This is a genomic window from uncultured Mucilaginibacter sp., from assembly GCF_913773635.1.
GTDB lineage: Bacteria > Bacteroidota > Bacteroidia > Sphingobacteriales > Sphingobacteriaceae > Mucilaginibacter.
In genome coordinates, this window is the sequence record NZ_CAJYGQ010000001.1 from 47,109 (window position 1) to 66,633 (window position 19,525).

At 41.3% G+C, this 19,525-nt stretch carries 16 protein-coding genes; 7 read left to right on the top strand and 9 right to left on the bottom strand.

Features of this window, described 5'->3' with window-relative positions; genetic code table 11:
* The first annotated feature begins 37 nt into the window (after positions 1 to 37).
* Positions 38 to 766 carry a hypothetical protein gene (locus QZ407_RS00220; protein WP_295767051.1) on the top strand — a complete coding sequence of 243 codons (729 nt, stop codon included), beginning with the start codon at positions 38 to 40 and terminating at the stop codon, positions 764 to 766.
* Between the two features lie 227 nt (positions 767 to 993).
* Entirely contained in the window at positions 994 to 2,073 is a 1,080-nt protein-coding gene (locus QZ407_RS00225; RefSeq protein WP_295767052.1) for an SGNH/GDSL hydrolase family protein, read from the top strand.
* 160 nt (positions 2,074 to 2,233) lie between these two features.
* On the opposite strand, the gene QZ407_RS00230 is transcribed toward QZ407_RS00225, so the two are convergent.
* The 5 genes from QZ407_RS00230 to QZ407_RS00250 all read right to left on the bottom strand — a co-directional run bounded on the left by QZ407_RS00230 (position 2,234) and on the right by QZ407_RS00250 (position 7,130).
* On the bottom strand, positions 2,234 to 2,971 hold the full coding sequence (locus tag QZ407_RS00230) for a class I SAM-dependent methyltransferase (protein ID WP_295767053.1): 738 nt from the start codon (positions 2,969 to 2,971) through the stop codon (positions 2,234 to 2,236).
* Between the two features lie 217 nt (positions 2,972 to 3,188).
* The gene (locus QZ407_RS00235) at positions 3,189 to 3,902 is read right to left on the bottom strand and encodes an SIP domain-containing protein (protein ID WP_295767054.1); all 714 of its coding nucleotides are present in this window, start codon (positions 3,900 to 3,902) and stop codon (positions 3,189 to 3,191) included.
* 80 nt (positions 3,903 to 3,982) lie between these two features.
* The gene (locus QZ407_RS00240; RefSeq protein ID WP_295767055.1) at positions 3,983 to 4,837 is read right to left on the bottom strand and encodes an AraC family transcriptional regulator; all 855 of its coding nucleotides are present in this window, start codon (positions 4,835 to 4,837) and stop codon (positions 3,983 to 3,985) included.
* 60 nt (positions 4,838 to 4,897) lie between these two features.
* Positions 4,898 to 6,292 carry an arginine decarboxylase gene (locus QZ407_RS00245; protein ID WP_157543419.1) on the bottom strand — a complete coding sequence of 465 codons (1,395 nt, stop codon included), beginning with the start codon at positions 6,290 to 6,292 and terminating at the stop codon, positions 4,898 to 4,900.
* 259 nt (positions 6,293 to 6,551) lie between these two features.
* Positions 6,552 to 7,130, bottom strand: a complete 579-nt coding sequence (locus QZ407_RS00250) for a Crp/Fnr family transcriptional regulator (protein WP_295767056.1) — start codon at positions 7,128 to 7,130, stop codon at positions 6,552 to 6,554.
* A 147-nt stretch (positions 7,131 to 7,277) separates the two neighbouring features.
* Between QZ407_RS00250 and QZ407_RS00255 the strand changes: the two genes are divergently transcribed.
* The 4 genes from QZ407_RS00255 to QZ407_RS00270 all read left to right on the top strand — a co-directional run bounded on the left by QZ407_RS00255 (position 7,278) and on the right by QZ407_RS00270 (position 9,747).
* Positions 7,278 to 7,649 (top strand): response regulator, encoded by a 372-nt coding sequence (locus tag QZ407_RS00255; protein WP_295767057.1) that lies wholly within the window; start codon positions 7,278 to 7,280, stop codon positions 7,647 to 7,649.
* Between the two features lie 106 nt (positions 7,650 to 7,755).
* Positions 7,756 to 8,181, top strand: coding sequence for a BLUF domain-containing protein (locus QZ407_RS00260; protein ID WP_295767058.1), 426 nt, complete (start codon positions 7,756 to 7,758; stop codon positions 8,179 to 8,181).
* A 105-nt stretch (positions 8,182 to 8,286) separates the two neighbouring features.
* Positions 8,287 to 9,018, top strand: a complete 732-nt coding sequence (ubiE, locus tag QZ407_RS00265) for a bifunctional demethylmenaquinone methyltransferase/2-methoxy-6-polyprenyl-1,4-benzoquinol methylase UbiE (protein WP_295767059.1) — start codon at positions 8,287 to 8,289, stop codon at positions 9,016 to 9,018.
* Positions 9,019 to 9,747, top strand: coding sequence for an outer membrane beta-barrel protein (locus QZ407_RS00270; protein ID WP_295767060.1), 729 nt, complete (start codon positions 9,019 to 9,021; stop codon positions 9,745 to 9,747). It abuts the gene before it with no gap.
* Between the two features lie 51 nt (positions 9,748 to 9,798).
* Here QZ407_RS00270 and QZ407_RS00275 read toward each other — a convergent pair whose 3' ends face one another.
* On the bottom strand, positions 9,799 to 10,017 hold the full coding sequence (locus tag QZ407_RS00275; RefSeq protein WP_295767061.1) for a hypothetical protein: 219 nt from the start codon (positions 10,015 to 10,017) through the stop codon (positions 9,799 to 9,801).
* Between the two features lie 105 nt (positions 10,018 to 10,122).
* On the opposite strand from QZ407_RS00275, the gene QZ407_RS00280 reads away from it, so the two are divergent.
* The gene (locus QZ407_RS00280) at positions 10,123 to 11,178 is read left to right on the top strand and encodes a fatty acid desaturase (RefSeq protein ID WP_295767062.1); all 1,056 of its coding nucleotides are present in this window, start codon (positions 10,123 to 10,125) and stop codon (positions 11,176 to 11,178) included.
* Between the two features lie 77 nt (positions 11,179 to 11,255).
* Here the strand turns inward: QZ407_RS00280 and treY are convergent, their stop codons facing one another.
* Genes treY through glgX form a run of 3 tightly spaced genes read right to left on the bottom strand, consistent with a single transcriptional unit; the run spans position 11,256 to position 19,429 of the window.
* Positions 11,256 to 15,482, bottom strand: coding sequence for a malto-oligosyltrehalose synthase (treY, locus tag QZ407_RS00285; RefSeq protein ID WP_295767063.1), 4,227 nt, complete (start codon positions 15,480 to 15,482; stop codon positions 11,256 to 11,258).
* Positions 15,475 to 17,313 (bottom strand): malto-oligosyltrehalose trehalohydrolase, encoded by a 1,839-nt coding sequence (gene treZ, locus QZ407_RS00290; protein ID WP_295767064.1) that lies wholly within the window; start codon positions 17,311 to 17,313, stop codon positions 15,475 to 15,477. The genes treY and treZ overlap by 8 nt, the downstream gene beginning before the upstream one ends.
* Positions 17,285 to 19,429, bottom strand: coding sequence for a glycogen debranching protein GlgX (glgX, locus tag QZ407_RS00295; protein WP_295767065.1), 2,145 nt, complete (start codon positions 19,427 to 19,429; stop codon positions 17,285 to 17,287). Before glgX ends, treZ begins: the two co-directional genes overlap by 29 nt.
* Between the last annotated feature and the right edge of the window lie 96 nt (positions 19,430 to 19,525).

The following is a 19,525-nucleotide window of genomic DNA, read 5'->3' on the forward strand; positions in this document are numbered from 1 at the left end:
TTTCTAAACAACTGCCCGGGCGTGGCGTTATTAAGTGGTGTATGATGTAAAAGATTTCGTGCTGGAGGTCCATAAGCGTTTATATGCCGTTTACGGTAGCCAAATCAAATATTTTCATGACTATGATCCACTAAGTGAATTGGTGTCAACGTTGCTTTCTCATCGTACAAAAAACAGCCACTCAGCAGAGGCATTAACTAATTTGCAAAACACTTTTGGCTCGTGGGAAAATGTACGTGATGCAGATGTAAGTGAGGTTCAGGCAGCACTTAAACCTTGTACGTGGCCCGAACAAAAAGCGCCCAGATTACAGCAGGTTTTAAGGCTGATTACTGAGCAGCGTGGCGAACTTAATTTAGACTTTTTAGCTGATACCGATGTGAACAAAGCTCGCCTATGGCTGGAATCTTTTCCGGGAGTAGGCCCAAAGAGCAGCGCTGCCGTAATATCCTTCAGCAATTTGCGTGGTAGAGCGTTACCTGTTGATTCGCATCACTATAGAGTAGCTGTAAGGTTAGGATTGATTGATGTAAAAATAGGTGAGGGTAAAGCTAACCGCATTTTAGAAAATCAAGTACCGGCTGAGTTTACAGCTAAAGAAATGTTTGATCACCACCAGGTGATGATGAGGCATGGGCAAAAGGTGTGTTTTTACTTTAAACCCGATTGTATTAATTGCGTGTTACTGGATAGTTGTTCAACAGGTAAAACGTTATCAAGCACTGTTGGCGAAAACATTTCACGCCATTCGCCAATCAATAATTAAAAGCCTACTTTTTTGGACAACTGCCGCAGCGTTTGCCTTTCTTATACTTTTTACAGCACTTTTTGTAAACGCAATCAAGTTGAAAAGTAAAATCTTTCAATATAAACTGATTAGCAGTATATTGGGCTGGATTATTTATTTGCTCTTGTTCCATGGCACTTGTCGGGTACAAAAGTAGTTTATATTTATTCTAAATAAAAACACTTTTAAAAGTTATTAAAACTACCATGAATAAACTTTTTTCCGTTTTGTTGCTCACTTTAGGCAGTGCTGTATCGTGCTTTGCACAAACAATTGATATCAAAAGTTCTGACGAGCATATACACTACATGGGGCGTGTTGATAACAAACCCGATAGTACGATGTTGTCATGGTCGGGTAATAGCGTTAAGATAAATTTTAGCGGCAGTGATGTTAAGGCATTGCTTAAAGATGAAAGTGGGCAAAACTTTTACAACGTGATTGTTGATGGACAGGTAGTCCAAAAAATAAATCCATCAAACCAAAAAAAATGGTATACGCTGGCCACAGGCTTGAAGCCCGGGAAGCATTCATTGGAGTTATTCAAGCTATCAGAATGGGCGTTTGGTAAGACATGGTTTTATGGGTTCAACTTAGGGAAAGGCACACAAATTTTGCCGGCACCTCCAGAGAAAGCTCGCAAAATTGAGTTTTACGGAAATTCAATAACCTGTGGGTTTGGCAACCTTGATACTACCAAGCTTGACAGAGGTACACCGCCATTTGAAGACAATTACCAAAGCTATGCCGCTATTACCGCCAGGCATTTTAACGCCGAATACAGTTGCATTGCACGAAGCGGTATAGGCATTATGGTAAGCTGGTTTCCGTTAATTATGCCCGAAATGTACAACCGTTTAGATGCCAATGATTCAACAAGCCGCTGGGACTTTAGCAAATACACGCCTGATGTAGTAGTGGTCAACCTTTTTCAAAACGACTCATGGATCGTTTTAAAACCCGAAAATGAACAATTCAAAGCACGCTTTGGTACGCAGGCACCCACATCTGAATTTATAATCAAAAGCTATCAAAACTTCATCTCAACCATACGTTCAAAATATCCGAAGGCGCAAATTATATGCGCTTTAGGTAGTATGGATGCTACTCGCGCAGGTTCGGCGTGGCCGGGTTATGTTCAGCAAGCTGTAAAGAACCTACAAGATAAAAATATTCACTCGCTGATGTTTCCGTTTAAAAATACCGGTGGGCACCCAAGCTTAAAAGAGCATAAAGCAATGTCTGAGCAATTAATAAGCTATATCAGTAAGAATATAAAGTGGTGATAGCTTATCAAGTACATTGTTAGCAAAGATTTAACTCACTTCAGGACGCTGAGATTGATGCATTTACAAAAAGCGGCAAAGGCCCAACGATTAGGAATTGATGAGCCTTTGTTGTGGCTTTTGCTGCTTAATAGCTTTACAGCATACAAATGTACTTAGCCTATTTCTTTTGATATATCAGAAAATGCTGCATAGGTAATCCGTTTTTGTCCTCAACAAATGTAAACCCATTAGCGGCCAGTTCCTTGGTAATTTGTTTTTCGGTTGTTTTATGAAGTTCTTTAATGGGCACTTCCGGATCTTCACCGCGGTATTCAAGCATAACAATTTTACCTCCCGGCTTTAAAGACTTATATAAAGCCTGCAAGTATTCCTGCGGAAACTCCAGTTCGTGGTAAACATCAACCAACAAAGCTAAATCAACGCTGTTGTTGGGCAGGTTAGGCGATTTTTCCATGCCTTTAACCACCTCAACATTGTTTTGCTTAAGTTCTTTACTACGCAGTTTTAAATAGTCAAGTGCTTCATCCTGCAACTCAATAGCCAAAACCTTACTTACTTTAGGCGCTATGCGAAAGGTGTAAAAACCAGTACCTGCACCTATATCAGCCACCACACTTTTTTTATCTACCGGGAGATTTTTAACAGCAAGCTGTACATTTTCTTCCTGATTGCGTGTGTCGCGTTCAAGCCATCCGGCACCGCTAAAGCCCATAACCTGGGCAATTTCACGGCCCTTGTACACTTTACCTATGCCGTTTTTAGCCGGCTTTTTGTAAGTGTAAACGGTGTCTTTTTGCTGGGTTGCCTTTTGTTCGTCATTACGGGTAGTTGCATGCTGGTTACAACAGCAAAAAAACAACACGGCGGGTAAAAGGCAAGTCCTTAAATTTAACATAGCTTGAGTGTGATTTACGTTAAAGCAAGGCTAATTTACCTTATTTGTTTTAAAAAGGCATATAAAATATCAAGTTAGAGGCAAAGGCGCTTAACTGATTTTTTTGTCGCAATGGCTCATTTGCTTTACAAGCCAGTAGCTGGCACCGCCTGCAATGCCTAAACGTAAAATAGTACTTAATAATAAAGCAATGGTGCTGCACATAATGATAATGGTTTTATGACCAAAAGCCCTGGCATTTGATCTGGTTTGAATTAAATCCTTGTTTACGTAATAATTTGCGTAGCTCAACTACCATCGTATTGTTACCCACAATATAGAAAAAAGTATTTTGAAGGTTGTATGATTGCTGTAACAGCCACTCGGTTAAACTATGATGGCCGTACACATCATTACGGGCAATTGGTTGCAGTGGCGAACGCAGATATTCTTTAAACTGATTACGATGCTCCTGATTGCCAATAACCACTGCACCTGAAAACCGCGTTGACGGCAGCGTAAGCTGCTGCATGGCCAGCAAATGCCCGATGCTGCTTTCATCTCCCAGGCATATTACCGATGATGTAACATTAGGCGTTTGCCGGGTTGAGTTAGTACTAACATAGCTTACAGTATCACCCTTTTGAAGTTTTTGTGCCCATTGACTGCCGGCACCATTATGGTTGGCATCAACAAACAGCGTACAGGTTTGAGTGTCGGCATCCCAGCCTGATGGGGTATAATCACGATACGTAAGATCGGCTACTTTGCATTTTATATACGGTACTTCGTGCCAGGTATCCATAGTGGTTTTTGGCAGGTGAAGGTCGATTTCGATAATGGTTGATGGCTCCCACTTGCGCACTTCAAGTACCTGGCCGTACTTAAGCATTCGGCTTTCTATTAAGCCTAAAGCTTTCTTCTTTAATCGTTGCATGGTATGGCTTTGCATTGTAATAATTGCTGATTAATATTACAAAGAAAGCCACACTGCTCAACTCCTGAAATGGAACAATTAAGGTAAGTGTTGGACTATTTGCGGTAAGTTGCTTTAAAAGCTAACGGTGTTTTACCGGTTGATTTTTTAAATAAACGGGAAAAGTATGTATGGTCATTATAACCTACCTCGTGCGCAATTTGCTTCACATTAAGGTTGCTGTAATATAAAAGACGTTTGGCTTCTAACATTACCTCATTAGTTATCCAGTATGAAACCGGCAAGCCTGTTGTGGTTTTTAACGATTCATTGAGGTACGACTCAGAGATGTTTAGCATGGATGCATAAGCTGCTGGGCGCTTCTCTGTTTTAAAGTTAGCGTTAAGTATGTTTTTAAAGTCCTGCATTATTTGTGAAGGACGTAACTTCTTTCTACCGGAATCGTGCAGTGTTTCATAGCCGCAAGCGGCCATACCTATAAAGGAATGTAGCAGTGAATGCAGTATCTCGAGGTAAAAAGGCGAATGTTTATGATGATTAAAATGGTTGTACAGTAGTTTAATTAACGTCAGGCAGTGTAGGTGGCTTGCCTCATCAAGTTTATATGGTTGCTGCAACAGCAGCTGGTTTTCAAACACCATGCGATATTCTTTTGGAACCAGCATAGTATCAACCGCAATAAACCAACCTTCGGCTTCGCTGTTTTCTATTTTATGATGAACCTGTGCAGGCAGCACATAAAAAATTGATTTTTCGCGAATAGCAACCTCTTCAAAGTCAATCATGATAGACCCATAACCACTATCAATCATGAAAAATATATAATGATCATCGCGGTGTGCACCAAGATTTTTTACGTCCTGCATGCGCGCGTCAAAATCGGCGGTATGTTTTATTTCAATGCCAATGCCGCTATGTTCGGTAAGTTTATGTACGGGTATGTGTTGCATAAATAAACCCTCCCTTGTAGGGGAGGGTTGCAAAATATGTTAAAAAGCAAGTTGGCTAAATTAAGCTGTATAGCCTAATATTTTCAACACTTGCTTGCTATTCTGTTCTTCGCCAAACACTTCAAAGTTAAATGTTTCATCGCGGTTGCGGCGTATTAAAACGTGCTTAGGCGATGGGAGCAAACAGTGATGTATGCCACCGTATCCGCTTAATACCTCCTGATAAGCACCTGTATTAAAGAAACCCAAATATTGCACTTTACGTGTTTTAGGCATATAAACGCTGTTCATGTGTGCTTCCTGGTTGTAATAATCCTGCCCATCGCAGGTTATACCGCCAAGGTTTACACGTTCGTATTCAGCATCCCAATTGTTTATAGGCAGCAAAATATACTTCTGGTTTAACGCCCAAACATCAGGCAGGTTAGTAATAAAAGAGCCATCCAGCATTAACCATTTTTCACGGTCATTTTGTTGTTTACGGCCTAAAACCTTGTATAATATGCCCGAAGCCTCTGCACAGGTATATTTACCAAATTCGGTAATGATATCCGGTTCTTCAACTTCGTGCTCAGCACAAATCTCTTTAATACGGCTTACGATTTCATTAATCATGTACTCGTAATCAAAGTCAAAAACCAATGAATCTTTAAAAGGCATACCACCACCAATATCAAGTGTATCGAGGTGTGGGTTTATCTTTTTAAACTTACAGTAAAGCGTAACGTATTTTTCTAACTCATTCCAGTAATACGGTGTATCTGAAATACCTGAGTTAATGAAAAAGTGTAGCAGCTTAACGTGGAAGTTAGGATTTTTCTCAATCTTATTGTAATACAGATCAATTACGTCCTCCATTCGGATGCCTAAACGCGAGGTATAAAACTGCGAGTCGGGCTGTTCTTCCGAAGCTATACGTATGCCTAGATTGCAAGGTTCATCAAGCTCAATCTCGTCATCATAAATATTGAACTCTTCTTTGTTATCTAAAACAGGTATAATGTTTTTAAACCCGTCGTGCAGCATATCAACAATGTATTGCTTATACTGGTAGGTTTTAAATCCGTTACATATCACCGTAATCTCTTTACTCACTACACCCTTTTTCTCCAAAGCATCAATCATTGGCATATCAAAAGCCGATGATGTTTCAAGGTGAATGTCGTTGCGTAATGCCTCTTCAACTACGTGCTTAAAATGCGAGCTTTTAGTGCAATAGCAATATTTATAGCTGCCGCGATAGTTGTTTTTAATAATAGCCTGCTGAAACATAAGTTTAGCCTGCTGAATTTTTTTAGATATGATTGGCACATACGTAAACCTCAACGGTGTACCGTACGTTTCAATCATTTCCATTAGGTTGAGGTCATGAAAGTATAACTCATCATCTATGATCTCGAAGCCTTCCTGCGGAAAACCCACGCTCAGGTCCAGAAACTCCTGGTAACTTTGCATTCTTTATTACGTAGTTTAAATTTTGGCAAAAATGAATTTTTTTTAGCTAAATAGTGCTTAAAAACTCATACAAATTTATCGCTTAATTGTAATTTGTTAATTAACTATAGTTTGTTGGTTATAAGCTTGTTGACTTATGGGTTTAATAATTAAGTTGTTGGATGATTATGTAGGTATAAAAACAAACCATATTAGGTTTAGTTTGAGCCGGTTAGAAGCCTATGAATATATAAGATAAACCAGCTAACAAGCGCAGCAATTACATAGCCTTTCGCATTTTGCTAAAAAATTCAGGCGTTACACCAATGTACGAGGCTATTTGCTTTTGTGGTAATTGATGAATTAAAGTTGGATAACGCTTGCAAAAGCGGTCGTATCGTTCTGCAGCAGGCAAACTCAGGTTATCAATAAGGCGTTGCTGATAAGCTACTAATGACTTTTCGGCCAGTATGCGAAACACCCGCTCAAACTTAGGCACTTGTTTATATAAATCTTCCTGACTGCTTTTTGGAAGCAACAGCATCTCGGTATCTTCCAACGCTTCAATATTTAGGCTGCCTGGTTGATGGGTAAGTAAGCTGTACATGTCGGCCATCCACCAATCACGCGGGGCAAAGCTAAGCACATGTTCGTAGCCGTTGTGGTCTACAGTGTAGCCCCTCAAGCATCCCGAAATAACAAACGCCGAATGGCGGCAAATATCGCCGTTGGCAACCCAATGGTGTTTGCGTTTAATTTGCTTTGGTTGAAGCATGCCAGTAAATAAATCCTTTTCGGCCAACGTAAGCATCACATGCTTGCTTACATTTTCAGTAATCAGTTCAAAATGCGCGTTCATAAAAGAATAAAAGTAAAACTTTATTCATGAACTGCAGGATTATAAAAGGTGAGTTGTAATTATCACTATTAAGTGTGCAAGATACACTATCCTTAAAAACTATAATTAATAAAGCGGGTTTCAAGTGTGTATATCGGTAATATGAGCATGAAAAACAGAATTTTATTGATAGACGATGACAAGCTTACCTTAAGCATAACATCATTAATTCTTGAAAAAAGAGGGTATGTAGTTAAACGCCATGAGTGTGTTGAAGGTATATACGATGCAATAGAAAAATTCGAGCCTCATTTAATTATACTTGATGCAAGGCTTCCGGATGGCGATGGTCGTAAAGTTTGCCAAGAAATAAAATTGAATAAGAGTTTGCAGCACATTCAGGTTATCATGTGTTCGGGGTTAATGGATATAATGGAATCTTTTAACCAGCAAGGACCGCCTGATGGTGTTATACCTAAACCTTTTGATATGGATCAGTTTTTAAGCCTTATTCACAATAAGCTTCCTTTGGCTGCATAAGTTAAGAGCAAAAAGGTGTATGTAAGATTAATATTACATACACAGCCATTACCATAAGAACAAATGGCCATGCACTGGCTTGTATATTTGTAGCCATTCTACCTGCATGAAATACTTAGTTTACATTAGTACGGCAGATCATCTCATGAATCAAGATGAGCTTTTGGATATACTGGAGGCAAGCCGCAAAAACAACAAAAAAAATAATCTTACCGGCATGCTGCTTTACGGTGAAGGCGTGTTTATACAAATGCTGGAAGGTGAACCATCCCAACTTGCCGAAACATACAAAGCAATTGAGCATGACTTCCGTCATAAAAATATTATAAAAATGACGGAAGGCGAAATGGAGCAACGGCATTTTCCTGAGTGGCGCATGGGTTTTAAGGCAGCTAATGCCGATGAACTGGCACAATTTGATGCTTACATTGATCCGCGGCAACCCGGATTTTTGAGCAGCGAAAAGTCAAATGCCATCATTAATATGATGAAAACTTTTGCCGACACCAACCGCATGTCTGATAATTACTAATAACAAGTTCACGATTAAAAATTACAGGTAAACAACGTTTATCAGGTTTTGCTAATCTATTCTGTACAGTTTCCTTAATAACAAAATCGTTATCTTTACGGCCTCATGAGTAAAATTGTAACGCCGTATCAAAACCAACAGTCAACTAAAAAAGAGCAGGTTGCCGATATGTTCAATAACATATCAAAAACTTATGATTTTTTGAACCACTTTATGTCGTTGGGGATTGACATTGTTTGGCGAAAAATTGCAATTAATGAGCTTAAGGCTGCACAGCCAAAACGTATACTTGATGTTGCTACAGGCACAGGTGACTTTGCTTTTGAAGCATTATCCATATTAAAGCCCGACAAGATTATTGGCGTCGATATTTCGGCGGGAATGCTTGACATTGCTAAACAGAAGATAGCCAAACGCGGACTAAGCGATCGTTTTGAGGTGCGTTTGGGTGACTCTGAAAAGCTACCATTTGAAAGTAATGAGTTTGATGCCCTCACAGTTGCTTACGGGGTACGCAACTTTGAAAACCTCGAGGCTGGCCTGGCCGATATGAGGCGCGTACTAAAACCAGGCGGCAAAGCCGTAGTGCTTGAGTTTTCAAAGCCAAAGGTGTTTCCGGTTAAGCAGCTTTACAATTTTTATTTTAAATACATTACACCTGGTATAGGCCGGCTTTTCTCAAAAGATGCCCGTGCCTATTCATACCTGCCTGAGTCTGTTGCTGCATTTCCTGATGGTAAAAGTTTTGTAGCCCTTATGGAAAAGGTTGGTTTTAAAAGCACGAAAAACAGGCCTTTATTATTTGGTATTTGTTCTGTTTACACAGGTATAAAGTAAATGATGGTAAAAAAGGCCATAAGCTTACTGGCATTATTGCTACTTGGCAACCTAGGCTATGCACAGGTGCAGGCCTGGGGTGGAGGTGCCGATGAAAACCTGATAAGTTTTGGCTTTAGCTTTCAATATATACAGCAAGACTACAAAATTGTAAGGCAGGATACGTGGCGAACACCCATAAAAGATCCTGAAACCGGCAGCAATTTAACCAGCCCTTTAACTCGTATAAGCTCAAAGCCAACGCCCGGTTTTACTGTGGGTTTTATAACACGTTACAGGGTGGCCGAGCATTTAGAGTTGAGAACAACCCCTGCTTTGGTATTTGCCGATCGTGAGCTTAATTATGAATTTGAAAATAAGGCTGATGATTTGAACCGTCAAATTCAAACTACATCTATTGACATGCCTTTGCTGCTAAAGCTCCGGTCAGACAGGTTAAAAAATTTCCGGGCTTATTTGGTTGCTGGTGTAAAGTACTCGCTTGCAGTAAATAAAGGTAAGATTGACCCCAACGACGAACCCTTGCAACAAAAAATCCTAAACCGGAGGGGAATAGGATCATATGAGTTTGGCTTGGGATGCGATATATATTTTGAGTACTTCAAAATGTCGCCCGAAATTAAGGTAGCCAACTCTTTCAACAGTGTTTTAGTCGGAAATGCTCCCTTAAGCCAGCCATTAAACAAGCTGTTTTTGCATAGTTTAATGTTCAGTTTACATTTTGAGTAATTTAAAACAAACTTCGTTACTGTGCTTTAAGGTCACTGTTTATAACAGTTTTTAATAATCGTTCAGCTGTTCGCCAATTGTTTGTATCTCCTCGGCACTAAAGCCAGCATCATCAATTGCGGCCCATGTATACATTGTTTCCTTGTATATGCTTATCGAAAAATCATCGGTAGTGACGTCATAGTAGGTGGTTTCGCCTTCAATATGCGGATGCACGGTTGCCTCAATCAGTCGGCTGTTTATTGATAATGTTATTCCAAAGTCTTCCATAGTTTCTATTTAACAACGTAACACCTGTTAAGGTTGTGTTAAAAAGTACAATAATCCAACATTTAATACCTACCTTACAAAAAAAGAAATTTAAACTAAAAACTGATGGCTTTTATTGATCGTGTGTTGGAGCAGCCTTCCTATGGCTGGATGAACGAAGATGGTGATTTATCAAAGCCTAAGGCTTCCCAAATTTTCAAGGAATTTTTTTTCAGGCTAAACGTTTTTTCTAATAAAAAGAATTGGCTGTCATTCACAAGCTGGATGATGATTGTTTGCCTGGCGGTTCCATTATCCTTTTTTATCTTCAAGTATTTTACGTTTGCGCTCTTATTTATTGCCTTTGCCTATAGTATGATAGTGATGGGGTCGCATGGTACAGTTTGGTATCACCGTTACTGTACACACCGGGCGTATAAGTTTCGTAACCCTGTTTGGCGTTTCATTACTCAAAATATAACGCTTAAAATTATTCCCGAAGAGATTTACGTTATATCACATCACGTACATCATGCCAAGTCAGATCAGCCGGGTGATCCTTACAACGCGCAAGGTGGCTTTTTATATTGCTTTTTAGCTGATGTTAACCATCAGGCCATTGCCCGAAACATGGACGAGCAAACTTATGGACGTTGTGTAAAACTTATGCAGCATACAGGCCAGGTATCTAATAGTTACTCGCGTTACCAAAAATGGGGAACGTTGGCTTGTCCATTGCGCACTATTGCTGCTATATTACTTAACTGGGGGTTTTGGTATCTGACGTTTTATTTAATTGGCGGCCACGCACTCGCCTGTACATTATTTGGCGCCGCCGGATTCTGGGCTGTTGGTGTTCGTACTTTCAACTACGAAGGGCATGGCAAAGGAGAAGACAAGCGAAGAGAAGGTACAGATTACAACCAGGCCGATATGTCGGTTAACCAGGTATGGCCGGGTATTGTGGCCGGTGAGTGGCATAATAACCATCACTTGTACCCTAAAAGTGCACGTTCGGGCTTTTTGCCCCACCAGCTTGATTTAGCATGGTGTTACATCAAATTCTTGCATCTCATTGGTGGTGTTACGGAATATACCGATTCTAAAAAGAAGTTTTTGAAAGAATACTACCAGCCTTATAAAATGGCGCAATTACAGCCGCAACCTGTACTTGTGAAGTAGTAAGTTCCATATAACAACAAAACCCGCTTAATAGCGGATTTTGTTGTTATATGGAAATATTGTAGACAAGGTAATTGTTACATCCTGTTATATAGTCGCACCCAGCTTAAAAGCTTGCCTTCAGTGTTCTCATCAATGGTTTCTGTAAGCCGCCACATCCAGTTGTTCTTGAGAGATGAAGGATTGTTCATACGTGAAGATGCATCTGCTCCAATAACATCCTGCATAGGTAAAATAGCAATCTTTGCAGTTGAGGCATAAGCTTGACGCGCCAGAACGTCATGTATGTTTTTTGACTTAACCGACTGGCCCGTATACTGCTCAATTTGCTTTTTAATATCTTTGGTTACATCTTCATTAAACCAGCCAACGGTGGTGTTATTATCATGCGTACCTGTATAAACAAGATAGTTTTCCTGGTAGTTATGAGGTATGTACAATGATGCTGCAACGTTGTCACCAAATGCAAACTGCAAAATTTTCATACCGGGCATTTCAAACTCGTCACGCAGTTTAAACACCGGTTCATCAATTTCACCCAAGTCTTCAGCAACAAACGGAAGCTTACCTAGGGCATCTTTAACGGCATTGAAAAAGTCATTACCAGGACCGGTTTTCCATTTGCCGTTTTTAGCAGTGTCATCACCGGCGGGTACTTCCCAATAAGCAGAAAACGCACGAAAGTGATCTAACCTGATAAGATCAAATAGCTCCATGTTTTTCTTAAGGCGTTTTATCCACCAATCGTAACCCCTTGCTTTCATTACGTCCCAGCGGTAAACAGGCATTCCCCATAGTTGCCCATCGGCGTTAAAATAGTCTGGAGGTACTCCGGCAACGCCTGCCATACGCCCTTCAGCATCCAAATTAAAGCCATCAATATTAGCCCAAATATCAACCGAATCATGGCTTACATAAAATGGTATATCTCCAAAAAGGGTAACGTTCAATTGACTGCAATAGCTTTTAAGATCATGCCATTGGCGGTCAAAAATAAATTGCTGCCACTTAATTTCGTTTATAGTAGCTTCATGCAAACCGCTGAAACGTTTGACGGCTGTAGCTTTCCGTTGCCTGTATTCTGCCGGCCATTCGTACCATGGCTCGTTGTTAAAGTTTTGCTTTAAGGCTATGAACAAGGCAAAATCATTGAGCCAGTAAGCTTCTTTTTTGCAAAACCGTTCATATTGTTTTTCCAGCTTGTTAAAGTTACCTTCGGTATAATTGCGATAGGCCATAGTCAGCAACTGACTTTTGATATTACTTGCCTCATTATAGTCAACTTTGGCATTTACAGGAAGGGTGAATTTCTCAATTTCCTTGTTGGTGAGCAAACCTGCTTCAACAAGCAATTGCGGACTTATAAGTAAGTTGTTTCCCGCCATGCTACTTACCGAGCTGTAGGGCGAAAACTGCTGCTCGGCTCCGGTTGGGTTTAACGGAAGCAGTTGCCAGTATTTTTGTCCTGAACGGCTTAAAAAGTCTGCAAAGTTGTAGGCACCTGTACCCAAATCACCCACACCAAATGGTGACGGCAACGAAGTTATGTGCATTAATATACCAGCCCCTCTGTTTGTTTCAGGTAGCTGTAGTTTGAGTACTGCTAATGGAATGGTATTAAACACATCTTTAATGCGAATACTGCTTTCGATAGCTTTTCCATCGATGCCACTTAAAATGTTACTCCATTCGGCAGGTGCTTCGGCCGGTAGTATAACGCGTGTGTTGCGCCATTTTAATTCAGTTGCATTGCGGTCTTGGTCGCGACAAAGCACAGGTAAATTTACAGGAGCAACGGTAACATACCAAGTTTGCTTATAGCGCCGCGCATAGGCTATGATGTAATCGCTGTAAGCACCTTTCACTTTAAGCGGAATATAGCTCCCATTAGCAAAAGCATCAGCGTTTTCTCTGCGTTCGGTAAACAGCTTTTGCGTAAGCCACAATTTAATTTGGCCTGTAAAGCGTTCATTCCACAGCTTGGTAATGAGGGCTTCGGCGTCTTGGCTGTCACTAATTTCGTTTAGAAAACGGTTTCTTAACTCGTAATCAACCGGTCGGCGGTTATCAGGATCAACTAAACTTAAATCCCACAAATCGGTTCCTTGGTAAACATCAGGAATGCCAGGACTTGTAAACTTAAGCAATACCTGGGCTAAAGAATTTATAATTCCATAGTCAGCAACCTTTTTGTGAAAAGCTTCAAATGAGTGCCAAAAGTCGCTTTCTTTATTTAAAAGCTGTTCAGCAAAGCTCAGTGTTGCCTTTTCGTATTCCTCATCAGGCTGTGCCCAGTTCGAATTTGTCTTGGCCTCGCGTAATGCTTTGGTCAGGTACTCTTGTAACCGGTTCGTAAAGTCATCTTCAGATTGGCCCGGCATAGGGTATGCACCTACCAGTGTTTGGTAAATGAAGTATTCATCGTTAACATCGGGTGCCTCACTTGTTTTAACATCGGCGTTAATTTGTTGCCACTGTTTTACTGTTTGAATCCATGTTTTTGATAAATCAGTAAGCACGTTAAGGCGCGCCCTAACATCTTCCCCACGTTTTGTATCATGCGTGGATGTGCCGTTAATAGCAAGCGGCCACTGCTGTTGCCGCTGTTTCATCAGCTTGTGATACTCTTTAGTGCTTATACCAAACGCTTCCGGCGCATCACCAACCTCGTTATGGCCAATGAAGCGGTTGTAAGTATACATTAAGGTATCCTCAACGCCTTTAGCCATTAGTGGGCCGCTAAACTGCATTAAGCGCTGGTAAAACTGTAAAGCGCGTTGGTTATAATCGGCGCTGCCAAGCTTTGGCTTTTCAAGCAGTACAATTTCCAACAGGTTTAAAGCAGGCCTCAGTTTAGAATTTTCATCTTTAGCTTGCGTAAATATTGCTTTTACCGCATCATACTCATCGGGTTGCAACGGTAACTTATTACCATAATAGCGGTATACAGGGCAAAGAATAAGCAGTTGCGCAATAGCCTTTTTTACCAAATCGGCATCAATGCCGTCAATCAGTTTTTTGTCAGTAAGTTTAAGGCGTTTAAACAGCTGATACAAATTATCCAGCTCGCCACCCATGTGCTCAAATAAAATAGCCGCTTTTTTAGTTTTTATTTGGTCATGTACCGGTTGCTCACTATCAACAAGATCATTGTAGAAAGAAGTAAATCTTTTTTTTGCTGCCGCGTTAGTAAACAGATTGTTTAATACCGACAGGTAATCGTAGCCGGATGTACCTTGCAACGGCCAGCTTTCGGGAAGTTTTTCGCCTTGTTCAAGAATTTTTTCAGCTACTATATAGGTGTCTTCGCCAGCCAGTTCTCTTAAGCGTTCAAGGTATTGCGCCGGGTCATAAAGCCCGTCGATATGATCTATTCTTAAACCTTTAAAAACACCCGCCTCAACCTGATGCTTAATAAATTGATGAAAATGGTCAAATACTGCTTTGTCTTGAATGTTTAAACAGATAAGACTGTTCACCGTAAAAAAACGCCTGAAGTTAATACTCTGATCTGTTTCCTGCCAGCTGCACAGCCGATAAGCTTGATTGTCAGCTAATTGCTTCAACAAATCGTGACTTTGGTTTACCAAAACAATGTTTTGATCAAAGTGCTGCTTAAAGTCTTCATCGTTAAAGGCCTTTATTAGCTTTTGCTTTACACCCTGCCATCTGATTGCATACAGTCCCGCATCTGTAGTGGGTAGTGTGTTGATACTCTTAACCAGGCTTTGCAGCGTTTTATTTTCCGTGTTAAGAACGTTGCCCAATATGGCAGCGTACGAAGCCGGACTTAGCGGATATAAACTATCAAAGTATTTAAAAACCAGGCCCTGCTGCTGTTCATAGGCAACTGTAAGTTCGTTGTTCTCAATGGTTTCGTTTAAGCTGCTTCCTAAAAATGGAACCATAAGCGGTTCATCCCTGAATAGGGCAGAGGTCCATGTTGCATCGAAAAAAGATGCATACATAGACAGCTTCCCTTTTTCAAGCACATCCATTAACCACGGGTTATTGTGATGGAACCCCATGTGGTTAGGAACAATATCCTGCAACCAGTCAATATTGCTTTGCCCCAGTCTGGATGTAATTGCCTTTAGCTGTTTTTCGGTGCCAATTTCGGGATTAATACGATGCGGATTCACCCCATCATAACCGTGCGTACTACCCGGAGCTGCCTCAAATACAGGGGATGCATATATTGTACTTACACCCAGCTTTTGCAGGTAAGGAATTATACGCTCAAAATCATCAAACGTAAACGCCGAATGGAATTGAATACGGTAGGTAGCAACAGGATTATTCATTAATATAAATTATAAATGATTCGGGTTGAAGTTGCACAGGTGCTTCGTTGGTTAAACTTAATGGAGCGGCCTGCGGTCCGTTCCATTTTACATCGGCAGAATCAAATTGTTTAGTCCATGACGATGAAGTAGCGGGTAAATATAACGTTTGAATGTTAAGAGAAAAGTTCATCAACACTACTGCAGTTTGATCCTCATTTTTACGTGTAAGCGTTAGCGTATTGGTTGTTGCATCGGCTACAGCTTCGGTCTCTTTGCGGTTTAATTTACTTAATGCCGGTACGTTTTTGCGCAGGGCTATCAGCTCACGGTAAAAGTTAAGCATAAGCTTGTGCTTGTCATCACTTAGTGAAGCCCACTGCAACTTTGAATTTTTATACGTTTCTTCCGACATTGGGTCCGGCGCTTCTCCCTGCGCATGAAAGGCTGCAAATTCTTCTTTACGTCCTTTACGCACTGCTTCGGCCAATTCAGGATCGGTATGGCTAACAAAGTACATAAAGCGATTGGCTTCGGCCCATTCTTCACCCATAAAAAGCATAGGTAAGTAAGGCGCCGTGAGTACAGCTCCGGCCATTAACTTTTGCATCTCAAAGCTGAATAATTCGCTGCTGCGTTCCCCAAGCATCCTGTTTCCAACCTGATCATGGTTTTGTGAGAATACAATAAACTGCTCTCCACCGTTTTCGGTAGCCTTGCTGCCAAAGTTTTTATCACGATGCGGCGAGTATTGACCATCATAAACGTAAGCATCATTATAAGCTTTGGCTAAATGATCAATGCCGCTAAAGTCGCTGTAATAGCCTGTTTGTTCGCCGCCTGCTGTAATGCGCAAAGCGTGATGAAATTCATCTATCCATTGGCTGTCCATGCCATAACCAGCTTTTTTAATAGGGTTGATGTAACGCGTATCGTTCAGGTCGCACTCAACAATCAGATAGTGTTTCCGGCCTGTTTCCTGCATTAAACTATCTACACTGCTTTTAATTTCGGCCAGTATATGCACCGGGCTAAAGTCTTTAATTGCATGTACAGCATCCATTCGCAGTGCATCAATATGAAAATCGCGGAACCACATCAGCACATTTTCAATAAAGTAATGACGTACCGCATCACATCCTGCATCATCAAAGTTGATGGCATTACCCCATGGAGTGTTATATTTTTCGGTAAAATAAGGGCCATAACCGTTAAAATAATTTCCTTCTGGACCAAGATGGTTATAGACAACATCAAGCACAACTGCCAAACCTTTCGCGTGGCATGCATCAACAAGTGCTTGTAACCCTTTTGCACCTCCGTAGGAATTTTGTACAGCGTATGGAAAAACTCCATCGTAACCCCAATTGCGTTCGCCTGGAAATTGAGCCACAGGCATAATTTCAATAGCTGTAATACCAAGGCTCACCAAATGGTCAAGTTTCGCTTCAATGCCCTTGAAATCTCCTTCTGATGTAAAGGTTCCGGTATGAAGCTCGTATATGATGTAGCTTTCCAGAGCCGGATTTTGCCAGTTGGCATCCTTCCATGCAAATGCTTTTAAATCAACCACCTCTGATGTGCCATGCACCCCGTCGGGCTGACTTAAAGAGGCGGGATCAGGTAATTCATCACCACCATCAATAGAAATTTTATACCTGTCGCCAGCATTTATTTCATCGCTTGTAAGGTGCCAGTAGCCCCGTTCTGCTTCTTGCAAATCGAAAGATTTGCCTTGCACCTTAAGGGCTACTGTTTCTGCCTCCGGCGCCCACACCCATACCGATGCGCGGTTATCAGTTATATTTACTCCGGGGCGTGTGTTAATTTGATTCATTGTAGCTTTGGTCATATATTACCGGGTGATGAAGGACTACAATTGAACGGCCGTTAACAGTTATGTTCGATTCGGCATCATAAGTCTCTTCGTCAGCAACGGTATGGTTGGTGGTGTCAATAATTTTAGTCCAGTTTTTTGAGTACAAACTTCCTGGTAACTTATATTCAACCGGTTCCCAATGGGCGTTGAAAATCACGTAGAACCCATCATCTATAATGGCTTCACCAACACTGTTACGTGTACGTAAAGCGCGGCCGTTTATAAACACCGCCAATGATTTAGCAAAGTCAGTATTCCAATGTTCGTCAGAAAACTGCTCACCTTCGGGTAAAAACCAGGCAATATCTTCAACGCCTTTAATTGGCGTACCTCTAAACCAGCGCTTGCGGGCAAAAGCAGGGTGTTTACGCCTGAAATGGATCATCTGGCTGGTAAATTCAATAAGCTCCTGATCGGCACTTGACCAGTCGACCCATGATATTTCGTTATCCTGGCAATAAGCGTTATTGTTGCCATTTTGGGTACGGCTCATTTCATCCCCTGCTACCAGCATAGGTACCCCTTGCGATAGGAATAGCGTGGTAATGAAATTACGTTTCTGCTGCTCGCGTATTTGGTTTATCGTCTCGTCATCAGTGGGACCTTCGGCGCCATAGTTGCAAGAACGGTTGTTGCTTTCACCGTCTTTATTATCCTCACCATTGGCATCATTATGTTTGTCGTTGTAGCTTACCAGATCATTCAGGGTAAAGCCATCATGAGCCGTAATGAAGTTTATACTTGCAGTAGGATTTCTAAAATCATCTTTATATAAGTCGGCGCTGCCGGTAAACCTCGATGCAAATTCAGCAAGGGTACTATGTTCGCCGCGCCAGTAATCGCGCACGCAATCGCGGTACTTGCCGTTCCACTCGCCCCAGCCTTGTGGGAATTTACCTACCTGGTAGCCACCTTCGCCTACATCCCAAGGCTCTGCAATTAACTTAACCTGTGATATAATCGGGTCTTGGTGAATAATATCGAAAAAGGCACTCAGGCGATTTACTTCATGCAACTCGCGCGCCAGGGTAGAGGCCAGGTCAAAACGGAAACCATCAACGTGCATCTCAGTAATCCAGTAACGCAGGCTATCCATTATCAAACGTAATACGTTTGGCAGGTAAGCATTAAGGGTGTTGCCCGTACCTGTATAGTCCATGTAATGGCGCTTATCTTCGGTGAGGCGGTAATAGCCTTCATTATCAATACCCTTAAACGAAAGGGTAGGACCAAGCTCATTACCTTCGGCAGTATGGTTGTAAACCACGTCCAATATTACCTCTATGCCTGCTTTATGCAGCTCCTTAACCATTTGCTTAAATTCGGTTACCTGTTCGCCTTGTTTGCCGGCGCTTGCATACCGGGCGTCAGGTGCAAAATAACCTATGGTGTTATAGCCCCAGTAATTGGTTAAGCCTTTTTCAACCAAATGACGGTCGGCCACAAAATGGTGTACCGGCATAAGCTCAATAGCAGTTATGCCTAATTTTTGTAAGTACTCAATAGTTACCGGATGCCCTAATGCAGCGTAACTACCGCGTATTTCTTCAGGAATATCAGGATGAAGCTTGGTAAAGCCTTTAACATGCGCCTCATAAATAACAGTGCTATGATACGGAGTTGCAGGAGGGCAGTCGTCCTCCCAATCAAATTTCGAACTTACTACAACGCTTTTTGGTATGAACGGCGCGCTGTCGGTTTCGCTAAAGCTTAGATCTTTTTCATCGCTGTAAACATCATAAGCAAAAAGCGAGTCATGCCAGTCGATAGTGCCTGAAATAGCTTTTGCATAAGGATCAATAAGCAATTTATTAGGATTAAAGCGTAAGCCGTTTTGCGGCTCGTATGGGCCATGTATGCGGTAACCGTATAACTGGCCCGGCTTTAAATGAGGCACATATGCATGCCATATATGGTGCGAATGTTCTGTAACATCTATTTTTAGGAATTCAACTTCATCTTGCGGTGTTTTAAATAAGCAAAGCTCAACTTTAGTAGCATTGCTTGCATATATAGCGAAGTTAACGCCTTTGCTGTCAGGGGTAGCGCCTAACGGATAAGGTTTACCAGGGAAACTGTTTGTTTTCATACCTCATCAAGGATTTTAAACAAAAAATGTTTGAGAAGTGGATAAAATGCGTATGGGCTATTAACAAGTACAAGGAGTAAGAAAAGTTCAGCTTAT